The organism is Bacillus sp. 491mf (assembly GCF_900112415.1).
In the GTDB taxonomy this organism is placed as follows: Bacteria; Bacillota; Bacilli; order Bacillales; family Bacillaceae_G; genus Bacillus_A.
On the sequence record NZ_FOLV01000008.1, the window covers coordinates 23,803 to 39,878 of the forward strand.

Consider the following 16,076-nt stretch of genomic DNA (forward strand, 5'->3'; position numbering starts at 1 on the left):
GTTAAAATAAAAAAGGGAGACTGCTTAATGAATCACTTAAAATTAAAAATTATTATACTTGTAAAAAAATACCAGAAACTAACTATCGTAGCTGATAAACTGGGTGTTAAGCAGCCGACCATTTCATTTCATATAAAAAGTTTGGAAAAAGAATTCGGAGTCCCTTTATTTGAAGTGAGATTAGGTCGATATTTTTTAACAGGAGCAGGTGAAGCATTGTATCATTATGCTTGTAAAATAGATGCGCTTATGAAAGAAGCAAAACGTGTAGTTGCAGAATTTGCGGAGTTTAATAGAGGTTCTCTCACAATTGGGGCAAGCTATGTTCCAGCAACATATGTGCTGCCACAAATTTTTTATCACTTTCATCATGAGTTTCCAAATGTAAACGTATCACTTATCGTAAAACCTGCCCCAGAGATCCGTACATTATTACGGAACCATGAAATTGATATTGGTGTTCTTTCAACCGAACCATTTGAAGAAGATACATTAAAACAAACAGTTATATTAGAAGATGCGCTTGTACTTGCTTTTTCTCCCAATCATGTATTCACAAAAAAATTGAACATATCACTGCAAGACATTTCGAAAGAACAAATTTTGCTTCATCGTCAGTCATCTACAACAAGACGTCTACTCACACAGTGGATGACAGAGCATAATATCGTGTTTCAATCTGAAATTGAACTCGATTCACTTGAAACAATGAAACAAATCTTAAAATACGGAAATGGAATTGCATTTATTTCGAAACTGGCCATTGAACAAGAAGTAGAAAGAAATGAACTCTGTTATTTGCCCATTCCCGATTTCGAATTACAACGGCATATTTATGCGATTTATCATGAAGACCGCTGGAATTCAAAATTAGTGACCTACTGGTTAGAAGCACTTGCATCTTTTCCAAAATAAAAAAATCAACCAACATTGTACAATAGCAATGTTTAGTTGATTCTTTCTACTCTTTATATAAGGTGAAACTTATTCAAAATATTGACTAGATTGTTTTTCAACAGCATGAGAGGTCATTGAACGATATGGTTCAATAACCTCTTTTCAGTTTTAACCGATAATCCCATCTACAATACCATATGTTTTCGCCTCTTCTGCGCTCATAAAGTAATCCCGTTCTGTATCTTTTGCTACTTTCTCAACTGGCTGCCCTGTTTTATCGGCAATAATTTGATTGATATGCTCTTTTAATTTCAAAATCCGTCTTGCTGAAATCTCAATTTCAGTTGCTTGCCCTTGCGTTCCACCGAGTGGCTGATGAATCATGATTTCACTATTTGGTAAAGCAAACCGCTTTCCTTCCGCTCCCGATAATAACAATAATGCTCCGAATGAAGCGGCTAAACCAATGCAAATGGTTTGTACATCCGGTTTGATATAATTCATCGTATCTAAAATAGCAAAACCTGCAGAAGTTGAACCTCCGGGACTGTTAATATAAATAGATATGTCTTTATTTGCATCTTCTGCTGATAAGAATAATAATTGGGCCACAACACTACTGGCAACTTGATCATTAATCTCTTGCCCAATCATAATAATTCTATCTTTTAGTAACCGAGAATAAATATCATACGAACGTTCGCCAAGTTTCGTTTGTTCTATTACATAAGGAATTACATTCATGAAAAATCCCTCCACTATTTTAGTTTAAGCAGCACATAAGAAGCAGTTGTAAGAAGATTTTTTGTGTAATAAAAGTAACGGTTGTTGTAGTGAGATTTTTGAAAATTGCAGTGCTGGTATGAGTTTTATTAATAATTCTGGTCTTTGTTGTTGAATTGATTTTACGAGTATTTCCATATCTTCTTCCATTTCTTTTGAAGTTACAAAACGTTCCTCTTCTTTTATCGTTTTCAGTTTGTTACGTGTTCGAAACAAGGATGCTTTCACTGCTCCTTCTGACATAGATGTAATAGTTGCAATATCAGCTAAGCTATATTCAAACACATCCTTTAATAAAAAAATTACAGTTTGCATTTCATTTAAGCAAGATAGCATCCTTTCGATTAAATCATATAATTCAGCGACGTTTTCATGTGGTTCATAAGACGCTTCTTTATTACCTTCTTTTTCAAATGCTTTTGTCCGCATTTGATCCAGCCATTGATTACGAGCTACTTTGTACAGCAACGTTAAACAAATACTTTGGTTCCATTCTGCATTCATATATTTTTTTAATACTTTACATATCGTTTCTTGCGCCAAATCTTCTCCATCCCATGTACTTTTTGTTAAAAATGTACAATAACGCTTCAGTTCCGCATAATGTTTAATAATGATAGATCTATTTAATTGTTGCATTTCTACATTAGATTGTGAAATCATCTTTCCTTCCATATTCAAAGTGATCACTCCTTTTAAGCGCGCTTATTTAATAAACGATTCAATAAAGAAAAAAGTTACGGGAGTTATGAATTTTTTATAATACATTTTATTTAGATTGCTACTCTTATGTTTACCTTTGACAGAGCACGGTGATAATTATGTTATTCATATTCTATCGAAGGAGAGTATAAAATGCCAAAAATAACTGTTTCAGGAAAAGGAACTTTTGAAGTGGTGGCAGGAACAAAATTAGTATTGGCGCTTGAAGATAATGGCGTGAACATTCTTCATCGCTGTGGTGGAAAAGTAAAATGTACAACTTGCCGTGTGGAAATTTTAGAGGGTGATTTTTGTGAACCTAATAATATTGAAAAATTTGTATGTGCGGAAAAAGGTGTAGAAGATCACTTACGTCTATCATGTCAAGTATACGTAAATACAGATATGACAGTTCGTCCTATTTTAACAGTAGAGACATCAGGGCTGGACGCTGGACCAAGACCGGTTGAGTAAACTTATTATTCATGTTGTTGTCGAAACGAAAAGCTTATGAAAAATAGCTATAACCCTAAAAGTACCATTAAACATAACGTACTTTCAGAGATATAGCTTTTTAATTTCATTTCCCTCTTAATTAATCATCGATCCTTTCTTCATACAGTTCTTTTGGAATTTGTTGAATTAAAGGAGAACATGTCCCCGAATAAAAAATCCATAAATCATGTAGGGAGCGAGTACAACCGACATATAACAATTTGGCATCTTGCTTTGTTTGTTGATAATGAGCTGCATCTACATCCATAAGCAGTACTGCGTCGAATTCTAATCCTTTCGCTAAATAAACAGGAACGACTGAAATACCGCCTTCATATTTACTTTGATTCGCTTCTATTATATTTGTTGAAATACCAGCTTCTATAAGTTTTCCATATATCTCACGGCATTCTTCCTCTGTACGTCCGATAATCGCGATCGTTTTTACATTTTGTTCTTGCATAGTCTTTACAGTCGATAAAATCGATTGCAATTGATCATTTGTTGAGACAACTTTTACACTTTCACCGCTACGAAACACAGGATTAGCAAGTCCTACTGGAATATTTGCTGTTTGAATCACTTCATTTGCAAAATAAATAATCTCTTTTGTTGAGCGATAACTTCTCGTTAATTCAAAGTACTGCGCATTGTGATCAAATACATCTTGAAACTGTTTCCAATCATCAATACCTTGATACTCATGAATAGCTTGTGATAAATCACCTAAAATAGTGAAAGAATTTCCAAGTGTTATTTCCTTTAAAATGGAAAGTTGAAATGGTGAGAAATCTTGCGCTTCATCAATTACGACATGATGAAATTTTTGCCCAATCTTTATACCTTCTAGATAGTGATGTATATAAATGAGCGGTGCTAAATCTTCTAGCGCCACTTCTTTTTTTCGGCAGTTTTTTGCTGTTTCTTTTACAAGCTCGGTTGGCAACACACTGCAAATGTCATCTTGTTTCATTAAATTACTGTAGTAGGATAGTGCAGTCAACTTTGGCCAACTTTTTAAATAACTATTCAGCCTTTGCGTCGCTTGTTTTTTTAGTTGTTTCTTTTTATTTGTATCAGAAACTATCTTGAGTTCCATTTCAATCCAACGCTTCATGCGTGCTACGATTCGCTCTCTTCGTCTTCCAACTGGATATTGTTTATATTCTGTTTCAAACCATTGCTGAATTACCTTTCCTTGTAAAAGTGAACCATCCCAAGGTTCAAAATCTTTCGTTAGTACTATACTTTTCTCATAGTCAGACAGACTTTTCTTTATAAATTGTTGAAACTCGATCGAGCCTTTTAATTTACCAGCCATGATATCATCTTTATTTTTATGAATGGAGAATGCTTGTTGTAGTTGTGTATCCGTATTTTTTGCAAAAACAGTATTTTCTAAAGTATGTAATGCCCAGTCTTGAAACGTAGTTTGATGAATATCCCCAACGCCAAGCTCTGGTAACACACTAGAAATATAATCGAGAAATATACTGTTTGGTGCAAAAACGATCATTTTCTCAGCCTTGAGCTGCTCATGATATTGATAAATTAAAAAAGCAAGACGATGCAAAGCAATCGTTGTTTTTCCACTCCCTGCAACACCTTGAATAATAAGAGGAACATTCTTCTCAGCACGGATAATATCATTTTGTTCTGCTTGGATCGTTGAAACAATATCTTTTAACTTGTTATCTTTATTTTCACCTAAACGATAGAGAAGAAAATCATCGGCTAATGAAAGATCCTCATTTCCCCTTACATATGTATCGACAACTCGTTCGAGAGTTTGCTTTCGAATAGCAATGTTTCGTTTTAAATGAACAATTCCTTCAACGATTCCTTCTGGAGAATCATAAAAAGCTGCATCTTCTCCTCCTGTAAATGAATAAAACATACTGGCAACAGGTGCCCGCCAATCAACAACGATCGGTTGCTGCGTTTCTTCATCAGAAGCACCCACTTTACCAATATAAACAGGTGCTGGCTGCGCGTGTCCCTCTTCTTGAAAATCTAATCGTCCAAAATAAGGTTCTTCACTGGCAATGCGAAGTCTTTGACGACTAGATTCTCGCATCGTTTCAAGCACTTGTTCTGTAAAATTTTCCCCATGATAAACCGGAATACTCTCTAACTTCTTCAATTGGTGATTAATTTGTGAAAGCGTATGATTTAATTTCTCTAGCTCTAGCTCATAAATGCCTTTCATTTTTGGAATCCCCTCCCATTCGTTGGAATTTTCAGTCGAAGTTTAATTGTATTAAAAATAAAGCTTATAAGTCAAGGGTTTAGAGGGGATTTTCTAAAAAATTCATATTAACTCCTTAATCCATGCTGATGAAGGAAATTGTTCTTTTAATGATCACCTTACATGCCCATCAACTAAAAAAATAGAAGGTCCCTTAAACGGTAAAAGTAAGCATTCCTCCATCAAAATGGAAACAAAATTTTCGTTATGGAAATGCCTCGAAATATTAGCTTGAATACCTTCCTATAAACTTGATAGTTATGGGATGGCAAGAAAAATTAGCTCTAGCTTTTCAGAAAATGTTTGAACTTAGGTTTTATGTCATTCGATCAGCAGGACCCTATCGTTATCAAGATAATAAAGTGAAACTTTAATCAGTGGGGGTTTTCTTCAGCCCTCACCAATCGGGCTTTTACGGGCAGTTTATCTCCCGCCTAACTTCTTAAGAAAAGCGGAAGCAGCTCGTTCAGAATCGCAGGACGTTGGAGCCCCTTTTTTGCCTCGTCCGAGGGGGCGAAACGGCCGAAGATTCTAGCCGCTAGAGCTGGACAATGCTTTCGCTGAATTTTGAGGTGGGAGTATTACTGCCCGTTAATGCGGGATAAAACAAAATCCACATTATCCAACACCTTAATCATTTTATGGGACAATTCCTGTCATAATAAATTAAATCTAATAGATACTCACGATATTTGAATACTTAAAAGTTTTAGACGTAAGGAAGAATTATATGATAATATATCTATATAAATTCCTATTTTTTGTATTTGTGTTTAATTTTGGGTGTTGTTTGTAAGAATATATAGCATCATTTAGTTAGAAATTAATGTTTTCTCCTTACAGGGTATACACCACACTATTTTATAATAAGAAAAAGTATAAATCTCTAAAATAAATTTACTCATAATTTAAAAATATTGGGGGATTCTTTTATGACTAATAATACGTATGATAATTCAATTTACAAAAAGCACTTTTATAATACTATTTGGTCAATTCCTTTAGTGGTTGTAGCTTTATTTATATTATCCTCTATAGAATTAGAATTATCTAATTTTTTACTAATTACTTTTGTTTCTATTGTTATATTACTTTTTCAATTAGTTTATTTTTACAAGAAGTGGAAATCGGATAGAAACCAGAAAAGATAACGTTAATTTTGATAAATCAATAGGGTAATTGTAATTTTATGTTAAAACGAATGTGGAAATTGAGAAGAAATGTACTTAGATTAATGAGGCAGTTATCTTGAACAAAGGGAGTGAGGAATTGGACGAAAAGAAACTATTAAAATTAGTTTTAGAAATTCAAGAGCTACAAGATTTTGGGAAAGATTTTGAACATAAACTTACTGTATTTGAAAATAGTGTTCCCTATCCATATGCAAAAGAATTATTTTTTGCTGACTACGGTGCAGAATACATTGTAAAAAGAGCTATTAACCATAAAACTATAAAGTTAGGTGAGTTAAATAAAGACGAGTTAGTTACCTTGGTTCAAAAACTTATGGATGGGGAAGGAGAAGAATGGGAGCTGACAATTTGGTTGGACATGGTTGAATCGTCTGTTGTTGACCCTAAAATAAGTGATTATATTTTCTGGAGTGATGAAGAATTAACCGCCAGAGAAATTATAGACAAAGCATTGGCTTATAAACCATTACAATTATAAAGTGTGTTGCTCCAAGTAGAGTTAACTCTCTTTTTTAAGAATGAATTGTGTAAAATCAATATGTTTAGAACTTTGTTTGAATTTGGTCTTTAATTTTAATTAAGCTAAAGGGTACTTTAATTGAATAAGACAATAAAAGACGCTCAGAGTTTTTTTAACTCTGGGCGTTTTCATATGCTAATTATAATGTGATTTTACAGGTCAATTCGGTTTCTAATTTTATTGTGAATTTATCTTCTAAATATAATTTTGTACTTCAAAACTGAACCCGTTACTCTAACCAGGATACGCCTTTTTTTATTCCATTGTGTATATAACATAAACAATTCCTTATCATTAATTACATTTAGAAAGCGCGAATTTAGTTGTAACATTCATTCTCTTCGTAAATGAAGAATTCACTATTGCTTGAAATTGTACAAAAATATTACCGTTTTTTTGTACTTTGAATACGCGTCCATAAGGTGAATTAGCATTGTATGTGCCAATTACTTGGTTGTCTGCATCAAAGACTGTATAAGAAATCGGGAATCTTAAATTTTCAAGGAGCTACGTTATTTTCAGGAGTTTACTAATTCTTTACTCCTGTATGTTCAATAATGCGCTTCATCGCTTGAATTTGTCCTAAGTGATTTGCTTCATGCATTAACGTGAGACCTGCTAATTCTCCAAAGGTTTCAAGTCCCATAAATGGTTTTTCCAGTGTTTCATTTAACCTTTCGGCAGGAATTTGTTGAAGACGAGCTAATTGATCTTTCAACTCTATAATGAGTTTATCCATGGTAGGTACATCATTTTTCCAGTCAGCCGGTTTTGTACCGTTTCCAAATAATTCGATATAATTTGCGGGAAGATGGGTTGTTTTATGCGGAAAGCCAAGCATAAACTGTTCAGCAACCGTTAATACATGGCCAATATGCCATTTGATCGTGTTGTTAAAACCATCTGGCTGCACATTTACTATTTCCTTCGAAAGTGATTCTACGTTTTTAATAAAATAACTTCTTGTCATCTTAAATTGTTTAAATAGTAGTTTATTCATACCTTATTCCCCTTTCAAATTCCTCTCATTCCTTTATATATGAAAAATCATGATACATTAGAATACACATAAAACAAATATTGATTCTATATAAAACCATTTTAATTTTCCGACCTATAAGGCAGAATACAACATGATCACTACTTGCTTTCTTATATTGTTTCCAAGGACGTGACCGCTTCTAAGCATGGCCAGATGCTCTCGTCCGCCTAAAAAGAAAGAGGGTTTTTATATCGATTTTTTAATTTGTATTTATATACCCCCCTACTATCACACTACTATTTCTTCATTTGAAAATAAGCACGAATCATAAAGTAACTTATATGATCAGGAAGTTGTTCTTTTATAGCTTTCAATCCACCTTCAGCTTTCTCAATTGCAGCTCTGATCATAGATTCATATTCTTTCGGAACAAAACCTGGCCAATCTACTTCCATTCCTTCTTCAAAACAACGAATTAAATGATTTTCTACCGTTTGCATAGACAACTCACGTGATTCAGCAATTTGAGAAAGTTCTTTCCCTTGCTTATACATTTCATATGTAGCATGATGAGAATTTTTCATTGTCTTTTTTGACTGCTTTCGTTCTGTTATAACTTCGGTCGTTATCATCGCTTCTATATCGGGATGCTGTTCGAGGAAGTTTGTGACAACTTGTAAAAATATACTACCGTATTTTTCAAGCTTATGTTCACCAATTCCCTTTACTCCTAGCATTTCCTCTCGTGTTTTCGGCAATTTTGCACACATATCTTTCAATGTTTGATCAGAGAAAATAACAAATGGCGGCACTCCTTCTCCTTGGGCGATTTCTTTACGCACATGACGCAACTCTTCAAATAGTGGATGATCTTTCACTATTTGTTTTGTTTCTACTCTTTCTTTCCGAAAAATTAGTTGGTTCCCGAGTAAAACATCTTTTCCTTTTGCTGTTACTTTTAATGTCGGATATGTGCCATGTTCAACTGCAATAAGTTCTTCTGAAATTAAAAACTCAATGAACTCACTTATTTCTTTAACACTCTGATTTGAAAGCAATCCGTACGTTGGTAACGTGTGAAAATTAAATTCCATCACCTTTTTATTTTTTGATCCTGATAATACTTGGGCAATCATTTGTTTTCCGAACCGTTGATTTGTTCGAATCATGCATGACAGCACCATTTGTGCTTCTTTTGTAACATTGACACTATTTCGATCGTCTGTACAATTGCCGCAGCGGCCACAATCTTGTTTTGGCTCTTCACCAAAATATTGTAGAATGAATGATTGTAAGCAATTCTCAGTATGGCAATAATCTGTCATATGTTGCAATTTTTCTAGTTCATTAGAAAATCGCGATGCTCCAGTTGACTGATCAATTAAATATCTCTGTACTTGTACATCTTGCGGTGAATATAACAAGATACATTCACTATCTAATCCGTCACGACCAGCACGCCCTGCTTCTTGATAGTAACTTTCCATGTTTTTTGGAAGCTGATAATGCACCACATACCGAATGTTTGATTTGTCGATTCCCATACCAAATGCAGATGTCGCAATCATTACATTTACTTCGTCCCGTAAAAAACGTTCTTGCTGTTCATTTCGGTCGTTATCATTCATACCAGCATGATAACGTGCGACAGAAACGTCTTCTTTATTCAATTTTTCATACAGCTGATCAACAACTTTGCGCGTCGCTGCATAAATAATTCCCGCTTCTTTTTTATTTTGACGAATATAACCTGATAAATAGGCGTCGCGGTCCTGTCCCTTCACTACAGAAAACGATAAATTTTCTCGTTCAAATGTCGTCATTATTGTATTCTGCTTTGCAATTCCTAAAGTGTCACAAATATCTTGTCGCACTTGCGGCGTTGCTGTTGCTGTCAATGCAAGTACAATTGGCTGAACTGGAAGATAATCAAGTACACGATGAATATGTAAATAACTCGGACGAAAATCATGCCCCCATTGCGATATACAGTGGGCTTCATCAATTGCAATTAACGGGATTTTCATATCAATGAGTTGATCAACGAAATCAATCGAATCAAGACGCTCTGGGGCAATATATAACAATTTATAATGCCCCTGTTTCGCTAACTGAATGCGCTGATTTGCTTCTGCAATTGAAATAGAACTGTTAATATATGTAGCTGGAATACCATTTTGGGTTAAAGTATCAACTTGATCTTTCATGAGAGAAATGAGCGGAGAAATAACTAATGTTGTTCCCTCTAACACTAATGCTGGAATTTGATAACATAAAGATTTCCCGCCGCCAGTTGGCATAATACAAACCGTATCCTTACCGTCCAATACATTTTTTATCGTTTCCTCTTGGCCGCGTCTAAATGACGTATATCCGAAAAAAGAAGATAACATTTGTTCTGCTTTTGTAAACAAAAAAGTTTCACCTGCTTTTCTTAGTATTTCATCTATTCGTATTATACCATTAGTCAAAAGTCATTGTACTCTCTACTTCTCTAATGCTTACGAATAATTATTACAACTCATATGATAGAGAAAACCGGTTTTAGAAATAAAATTAATAAAAAAATGACTAATAACAAAATAATCATTTGCTATTTGACATGATTATTTCCATTGTGATTTAAGTAATAACCATAACTTTTCAAAACAGATTACATGTATATAACCCAACATAATTAACAGATTCTTCTCTAAATCCACCTTACCTCTTTACATTTAACATATATCGATATATTTTATTAGTATCTTTTTTTATACTGGACTAATAGGCAGTAAGCCCCCACTGATGGAAGTTTTACTTTATATTTATAGGAGGCAATATATTGATTAACGCAATAGGTATCGCTTTTATTCTTTCTAATAAGCCTGAGAAGAAGAAAAAAGTTTATCTTAATGATAGATTTACACTAATAGACGTTTTTGAATCTAAAGATGTATATGATTCTGAAGGTAACCCACTTGTAGAGCTAACATGTAAATATAGCATTTATTTGGATGAAAAATATTATTGTAAATCTCTCGAAGACTATACTGGACAAATATTCCCTTTCCTAAAGGAAAAAATCGGAAAAGGCCTTGTTAGAAATTTAAATTATTACTCTTCACATATTGATGTATACGATAAAAAACCACCAGTGAAAGAGATAAGAAATCTAATGGAGCAGGTAATTAACTATTACTAACATTTAGAATGATAAAATAAAGGGGTATCGAAAATGCCCCTTTATTTTTCAATAACGAATTATTACTTTTCCTCATAAATCAGTTCCTGAATCTCGTTATGATTTTCAACTGCCTTCTTCAGCCTCTGTAACATATATCCAATCCCTTTACAGCCTTCTAATGGATAAGAAATGCACTCTCCTGGATATAACTTTGTCACTACATTTTTATGCTTCTTTCCTGCAAGCAGCACAATTTCATCAAAGTCTAGCAAGTCTTTATCCATCATCTGCTTTTTTAGTTGTTCTATATTAATAATCTCACTACTTTTCGAATGAAAAGCAAGATCATAGTTTTCTTCCACTATATCGGTTGGTAGTAAAAATCCATGCTTCGCGGATAAAATAACCCAGTGTGTAAAAAATTGAGAAGCATATGTTTGGCATGCTTTTCCGAATGGACTAATGTATACATCCTTTGCTTCTGTTGCTCCCTTATCAGGGTACGTATCCCAAATCTTCTTTTTCCCACATGGAATTATGCATAGTCTTTTCATTGTTACGTTCTTACCTCTTTTCTATTTCAATCCCATAACATCTACTTCATAAAAAAATCATACCAGTTTTCATCCATAAATAAAAATGTTAGTTTTTACTTTTCTTTCTATCCAAGTTTTATTTTTCCTAAATGAAATATGATAAGAACTGACCTTAATATTCGAAGTTTTATCTTTCCTAAAAACAAAAAAGAACAAGCAGACTATATATCTGCTTGTCCTTTTACATCCAAAGTCACTCTTATAGAGCTTGGAACGTTTCTGTTAATACAGGAACAATTTGTTTTTTACGAGATACAACACCTTTTAAAGTAGCTGTATTGTTTTCTAACGTTACGTTGTATGCTTTCTCAACAACTTGTGCTGCTTTACCGATTGCAAGGCCCACAGAGTCGTTTGTTAAAATGTCTGTTACAACGAATAAGAATAGGTCTAAACCTTTTTCTTCTACTACTGCAGAGATTACTTTTTCTAATTCTGCTTGGTGTACAAGAACGTCATTTGTATCAACAGCGTTTACTTGTGCGATTTCAACTTTTGCATCTCCCATTTGGAACTCTTTTGCATCAAGGGAAATTAATTGTTCCATTGTTTTACCGCTTAAATCTGCACCTGCTTTTAACATGTCTAAGCCGTAGCTTTCAGCATCTACACCAGCGATTTCAGCTAATTCACGAGCTGCTGCTACGTCTTGGTCTGTGCAAGTTGGAGATTTAAATAGTAACGAATCGGAAATGATTGCAGATAACATTAATCCTGCAACTTCTTTACGAATTGCAACGCCGTTTTCTTTGTACATTTTATTTAAAATTGTAGCTGTACAACCAACAGGCTCACAACGGTAGTATAAAGGATCGCTCGTTTCAAAGTTAGCAATACGATGGTGATCGATTACTTCCAATACACGAACAGATTCGATATCATTCGCACTTTGTTGACGCTCGTTATGGTCAACTAAAATAACATGGCCCACTTCGTTTGCTACTGTCTCAACAAAACGTGGTCCTTCTACTTTAAAATAATTTAAAGCAAATTGTGTTTCACCGCTGATTTCGCCTAAACGAACAGGCTCAGCGTTCATTCCTAATTCTTTTTTTAGCTCTGCATATGCAATTGCAGAACAAATTGCATCTGTATCTGGGTTTTTATGCCCGAAAATAAGTACTTTTTCCATGATTTCACCTCTCTACAAAAGGATATCTTAAAGAACAGGATATGACAATATTTTAGGCGAATTTTTTTAGAAATAATCAAAGTTTCTTTTAGATTTACGTGAAAAATAGAGACTTTGTACCGATGCTCCGTTTAAAAATGTCCCATATGAAAGATAGTATTGGATTTTATCCCACTATTCGTGGGCAGTAATACTCCCACCTCAAAATTCGGCGAAAACATTGTCCAGCTCCAGCGGCTAGAGTCTCCGGTCGTTTCGCCCCCTCGGACAAGGCAAAAAGCGCCTCTCTGTCAGGGGCGTGGGCGTCCTGCGATTCTGAGCGAGCCGCTTCCGCTTTTCTTAAGAAGTTAGGTGGGAGATAAACTGCCCGTAAAAGCCCGATTGGTGAGGGCTGATAATCAGTGGGGGATGAAGAAAACCCCCACTGATTAAAGTTTCACTTTATAAGAAGTTTTGAATACATAGTCGCAATAAAGCATATTTTCGAATATATAAACTTATTTTTTCTGTGAAAAGGAGGTTTATTTGCATGTCTTATATAAAACTTGATAATGACGTAAATATATATTATGAAGATCAAGGACAAGGAACCCCAATTATATTCGTACATGGGGTTTGGATGAGCAGCCGCTTTTTTCATAAACAACTACCGTATTTTAGTGAAAATTACCGCGCGATTTCACTGGATTTACGAGGTCATGGCCGTTCTTCACACGTTCAATCTGGGCATACCATTGCAAACTATGCTCGTGATTTACACGCTTTTATCGAAAAATTATCTCTTGAGAAGGTTGTATTAGTTGGCTGGTCTATGGGGGCATTTGTTGTTTGGGAATATTTAAAACAATTTGGTGAAAGTAACGTGAAAGCTTCTGTTATCGTAGATGAACTCGCTTCTGATTTTAAATGGGTTGACTTCCCAATTGGAGCTTTTGATTTTCCGGCCCTTATTCATATTATGCGAGAAATACAAATGAATCGAGTCGACTTCCTAAAAGAATTTATATCATTAATGTTCAAAAACCCTCTTTCTGAAGATGATTTTGAGTGGATATTAAAAGAAGTGACAACTATCCCAGAGTCTATCGCAAGTGCTATTTTGTTCGACCAGTCTGTTGTGGATTATCGAGACTACCTAGATCAAATTATCATCCCTACTTTACTTTGTTTCGGCAGAGAAGAGAAGCTCATTCCTGTTGCAGCAGGCGAACATTTACACAAGCATCTTCAAGACTCTCAGCTTATCACTTTTGAAGATAGCTGCCATTGTCCATTTTTAGAAGAAGCGGACCGTTTTAATAAAATAGTAGATACCTTTATTCAATCTATAGATAGTAATCAAACACCTTCTTGATGAAGGTGTTTGATTAACATGTTTGTTAACGCTATTCTTCCATGCATTGCTGCACAAGTGTAACAGCTTGACTCATCGCAACTCCGCCAGCAAATGCTGCTGCAACGCCACATACTTTTAAGAGCTCCTTATCAAAGCACCCTTAATCAATGCAACCTTTATACTCTTTTACAAACATAAAAAACAGCTGCTGAGATTGTTACATCTCAACAGCTGTTTTTTTATTACTCATATGATTTATTTATATTCGCAAATGCGATAATACCTTCTTCATCATGTAACTCAAGCTGTAATCTTGCAGCAAATGGATCAATGTTATATTCCATATCAAGCCATAAACGAAGGGCCTCGATTAAATTTGCTTGAATTAAAATTTGCTGACGACCGTTTACTTCTACTTCAGCTGAGAAACCGTAATCGTCATCGTACATCAATTCCACCAAGACTTGTTCCGGAGTAACTTGACGTTTTTGTGCAATATATACACAAAGTGCATTGATCAGCTCTTGTTCAGAGATTTTTATCGTTTCCATGCAGCCTCTTCCACCTGTTTCTTACGTTGATTTTTAAAATATTTGAATGCGCGAACCACTAGCATTACTATACCAGCCATTACTAGCATATTCACCATAAATGCTAATACAGAGCCAAGCGCTCCCATGTTAGCAAATAAACTTCCCATTAGCAAACCGCCAAGACCACCAAGTAAAAGACCTTTCATAAAGCTTCCTTTATTACTTTTTGGTGCTGTATTTGTTGCTTTTGTTTTTGAATCTGTTGTTTTATTTGCATTAACATTCGAATCTTTTTTATTCAAATCTACTTTTGATTTTTGTGTTTGACCTGAACTTGGAGTAAATGATTTTTTACCAGATTTGTAGCCTTTTGCATAAGCACTATCTACTGAAACGAAACTACCTGCAGCGAAGACAAACATAAATGCTGTCAATATTGTAATCATTTTTTTTAACATATTCAATTCATTCTCCTTCTACAATAAATATATCATCTCTATCTTTCTCTTAAATGATGAAAAGATAGATGATTTTTAAAGCGAATCAAAAAGTTCTTATGAACCTATTATATGAACTTTCTTAAGAATAATCAAGAATTATTTCTTAAGATTATTAACTTCTTCGACTACGGCAGAAATCATGAAAATACAATTGACTTTATATAGAACAATGCATAATATAAGTTCATAAGAACTTTTATATTATTGGAGGTGAAAAGATGGAAACATTTCATCTCACACGAAACGAAATGGCGATGCTCCTTCTCTCTCTTAGAGGATGGGATACAAAAAAGCCTCTTGCAATTTTACAAGAAGCCTGGGCAAAGTCACATAAAAAAGATATTGAGAGCGGTCAAAGTTTTACAGCTATTATTACAACAGCACTAGCACCTATTTTTGAAAAGTTGATTAAAATAGAAGAAACGGATATTGGATTCTCTTTAAATGAAATTGTAGCGCTTGGGAATCAAATTGAAAATACTAACTTTACTATTACGGCACTGCAAAATTGGGTGAAACGTGATATAAAAGAAATGATTGGTTCTCCGCAAAAAGGAAAAAAATATTCAATTGAACAAGCCGCCTTATTATTTATTGTAGAAGATTTAAAAACAGCGCTCGATTTTGACTCCATTCGAAAGTTGTTAAAACTTATCGTAAATGACCCAGCAGATCGTACTGATGATTTAATTAATCCGATTCAATTATATGTTTTTTACTCTTCTCTATTTGAAAAATTGAATCAACGAGGTTTCATTCAATTCACTGCAACGAATACGATTTATACAATTGAACAAACAATTAAAGAAAATGCCGATCAGTTGGCAGCTAAAATTGAACATATAAACAATGAACAACGCGAAGCTATTCGCAATGCCATTGTAATCGCAACCTTATCTGTTCATACTGCTTATGTACAAAGATTAGCGAAGCGCTACGTATCAGCTACGTTGTTTTTACAGCATTTAAATGTGAATTAAACGTTCGCAAACC

Annotated in this window: 15 protein-coding genes and 2 pseudogenes; 6 read left to right on the plus strand and 11 right to left on the minus strand. The window is 34.3% G+C overall.

What is annotated here, in order from left to right; genetic code table 11:
* Window positions 1-27: 27 nt before the first annotated feature.
* Window positions 28-915, plus strand: a complete 888-nt coding sequence (locus tag BM211_RS10070) for a LysR family transcriptional regulator (protein WP_090996764.1) — start codon at window positions 28-30, stop codon at window positions 913-915.
* A 150-nt stretch (window positions 916-1,065) separates the two neighbouring features.
* On the opposite strand, the gene clpP is transcribed toward BM211_RS10070, so the two are convergent.
* The gene (clpP, locus tag BM211_RS10075) at window positions 1,066-1,656 is read right to left on the minus strand and encodes an ATP-dependent Clp endopeptidase proteolytic subunit ClpP (RefSeq protein ID WP_090996767.1); all 591 of its coding nucleotides are present in this window, start codon (window positions 1,654-1,656) and stop codon (window positions 1,066-1,068) included.
* A gap of 9 nt (window positions 1,657-1,665) precedes the next feature.
* Window positions 1,666-2,355, minus strand: coding sequence for an RNA polymerase subunit sigma-70 (locus BM211_RS10080; RefSeq protein ID WP_141771623.1), 690 nt, complete (start codon window positions 2,353-2,355; stop codon window positions 1,666-1,668).
* Window positions 2,356-2,535: 180 nt separating this feature from the next.
* Between BM211_RS10080 and BM211_RS10085 the strand changes: the two genes are divergently transcribed.
* Window positions 2,536-2,856 (plus strand): 2Fe-2S iron-sulfur cluster-binding protein, encoded by a 321-nt coding sequence (locus BM211_RS10085; RefSeq protein WP_090996773.1) that lies wholly within the window; start codon window positions 2,536-2,538, stop codon window positions 2,854-2,856.
* 121 nt (window positions 2,857-2,977) lie between these two features.
* Here the strand turns inward: BM211_RS10085 and BM211_RS10090 are convergent, their stop codons facing one another.
* Window positions 2,978-5,086, minus strand: coding sequence for a HelD family protein (locus BM211_RS10090; RefSeq protein WP_090996778.1), 2,109 nt, complete (start codon window positions 5,084-5,086; stop codon window positions 2,978-2,980).
* A 1,287-nt stretch (window positions 5,087-6,373) separates the two neighbouring features.
* On the opposite strand from BM211_RS10090, the gene BM211_RS10100 reads away from it, so the two are divergent.
* Window positions 6,374-6,796: a hypothetical protein gene (locus tag BM211_RS10100; RefSeq protein ID WP_051957275.1), complete on the plus strand. Its 423-nt coding sequence runs from the start codon at window positions 6,374-6,376 to the stop codon at window positions 6,794-6,796.
* A 336-nt stretch (window positions 6,797-7,132) separates the two neighbouring features.
* On the opposite strand, the pseudogene BM211_RS27035 reads toward BM211_RS10100, so the two are convergent.
* From BM211_RS27035 to recQ, 3 genes and pseudogenes are all read right to left on the minus strand, one after another.
* Window positions 7,133-7,342: pseudogene (locus BM211_RS27035) on the minus strand (hypothetical protein); the annotation flags it as partial.
* Window positions 7,343-7,367: 25 nt separating this feature from the next.
* Window positions 7,368-7,838: a DinB family protein gene (locus BM211_RS10110; RefSeq protein ID WP_035432168.1), complete on the minus strand. Its 471-nt coding sequence runs from the start codon at window positions 7,836-7,838 to the stop codon at window positions 7,368-7,370.
* A gap of 278 nt (window positions 7,839-8,116) precedes the next feature.
* The gene (gene recQ, locus BM211_RS10115; RefSeq protein WP_035432169.1) at window positions 8,117-10,234 is read right to left on the minus strand and encodes a DNA helicase RecQ; all 2,118 of its coding nucleotides are present in this window, start codon (window positions 10,232-10,234) and stop codon (window positions 8,117-8,119) included.
* 410 nt (window positions 10,235-10,644) lie between these two features.
* Here recQ and BM211_RS10120 point away from each other — a divergent pair, with 410 nt between their 5' ends.
* Window positions 10,645-11,004 (plus strand): hypothetical protein, encoded by a 360-nt coding sequence (locus tag BM211_RS10120; protein ID WP_035432171.1) that lies wholly within the window; start codon window positions 10,645-10,647, stop codon window positions 11,002-11,004.
* 62 nt (window positions 11,005-11,066) lie between these two features.
* Here BM211_RS10120 and BM211_RS10125 read toward each other — a convergent pair whose 3' ends face one another.
* Window positions 11,067-11,540: a DUF6884 domain-containing protein gene (locus BM211_RS10125; RefSeq protein ID WP_035432172.1), complete on the minus strand. Its 474-nt coding sequence runs from the start codon at window positions 11,538-11,540 to the stop codon at window positions 11,067-11,069.
* Between the two features lie 241 nt (window positions 11,541-11,781).
* On the minus strand, window positions 11,782-12,714 hold the full coding sequence (ppaC, locus tag BM211_RS10130; RefSeq protein ID WP_035432173.1) for a manganese-dependent inorganic pyrophosphatase: 933 nt from the start codon (window positions 12,712-12,714) through the stop codon (window positions 11,782-11,784).
* 529 nt (window positions 12,715-13,243) lie between these two features.
* On the opposite strand from ppaC, the gene BM211_RS10140 reads away from it, so the two are divergent.
* Window positions 13,244-14,068, plus strand: coding sequence for an alpha/beta fold hydrolase (locus BM211_RS10140; protein WP_035432174.1), 825 nt, complete (start codon window positions 13,244-13,246; stop codon window positions 14,066-14,068).
* Window positions 14,069-14,099: 31 nt separating this feature from the next.
* Here the strand turns inward: BM211_RS10140 and BM211_RS10145 are convergent.
* From BM211_RS10145 to BM211_RS10155, 3 genes and pseudogenes are all read right to left on the minus strand, one after another.
* Window positions 14,100-14,228: pseudogene (locus BM211_RS10145) on the minus strand (carboxymuconolactone decarboxylase family protein); the annotation flags it as partial.
* Window positions 14,229-14,292: 64 nt separating this feature from the next.
* Window positions 14,293-14,601, minus strand: coding sequence for a YxcD family protein (locus tag BM211_RS10150; RefSeq protein WP_035432176.1), 309 nt, complete (start codon window positions 14,599-14,601; stop codon window positions 14,293-14,295).
* Window positions 14,589-15,041 (minus strand): hypothetical protein, encoded by a 453-nt coding sequence (locus tag BM211_RS10155; RefSeq protein WP_090996784.1) that lies wholly within the window; start codon window positions 15,039-15,041, stop codon window positions 14,589-14,591. The genes BM211_RS10150 and BM211_RS10155 overlap by 13 nt, the downstream gene beginning before the upstream one ends.
* A 260-nt stretch (window positions 15,042-15,301) precedes the next feature.
* Between BM211_RS10155 and BM211_RS10160 the strand changes: the two genes are divergently transcribed.
* Window positions 15,302-16,063, plus strand: a complete 762-nt coding sequence (locus BM211_RS10160; protein ID WP_090996786.1) for a DUF1836 domain-containing protein — start codon at window positions 15,302-15,304, stop codon at window positions 16,061-16,063.
* Window positions 16,064-16,076 lie beyond the last annotated feature (13 nt).

Excerpts from the sequence above, each read along its gene's own strand:
- BM211_RS10085 (WP_090996773.1), top strand. The coding sequence starts at position 2,536 with ATGCCAAAAATAACTGTTTCAGGAAAAGGAACTTTTGAAGTGGTGGCA.
- BM211_RS10125 (WP_035432172.1), bottom strand. The coding sequence starts at position 11,540 with ATGAAAAGACTATGCATAATTCCATGTGGGAAAAAGAAGATTTGGGAT.
- BM211_RS10070 (WP_090996764.1), top strand. The coding sequence starts at position 28 with ATGAATCACTTAAAATTAAAAATTATTATACTTGTAAAAAAATACCAG.
- BM211_RS10150 (WP_035432176.1), bottom strand. The coding sequence starts at position 14,601 with ATGGAAACGATAAAAATCTCTGAACAAGAGCTGATCAATGCACTTTGT.
- BM211_RS10140 (WP_035432174.1), top strand. The coding sequence starts at position 13,244 with ATGTCTTATATAAAACTTGATAATGACGTAAATATATATTATGAAGAT.
- BM211_RS10155 (WP_090996784.1), bottom strand. The coding sequence starts at position 15,041 with ATGTTAAAAAAAATGATTACAATATTGACAGCATTTATGTTTGTCTTC.
- BM211_RS10080 (WP_141771623.1), bottom strand. The coding sequence starts at position 2,355 with ATGGAAGGAAAGATGATTTCACAATCTAATGTAGAAATGCAACAATTA.
- BM211_RS10110 (WP_035432168.1), bottom strand. The coding sequence starts at position 7,838 with ATGAATAAACTACTATTTAAACAATTTAAGATGACAAGAAGTTATTTT.
- BM211_RS10090 (WP_090996778.1), bottom strand. The coding sequence starts at position 5,086 with ATGAAAGGCATTTATGAGCTAGAGCTAGAGAAATTAAATCATACGCTT.
- ppaC (WP_035432173.1), bottom strand. The coding sequence starts at position 12,714 with ATGGAAAAAGTACTTATTTTCGGGCATAAAAACCCAGATACAGATGCA.
- BM211_RS10160 (WP_090996786.1), top strand. The coding sequence starts at position 15,302 with ATGGAAACATTTCATCTCACACGAAACGAAATGGCGATGCTCCTTCTC.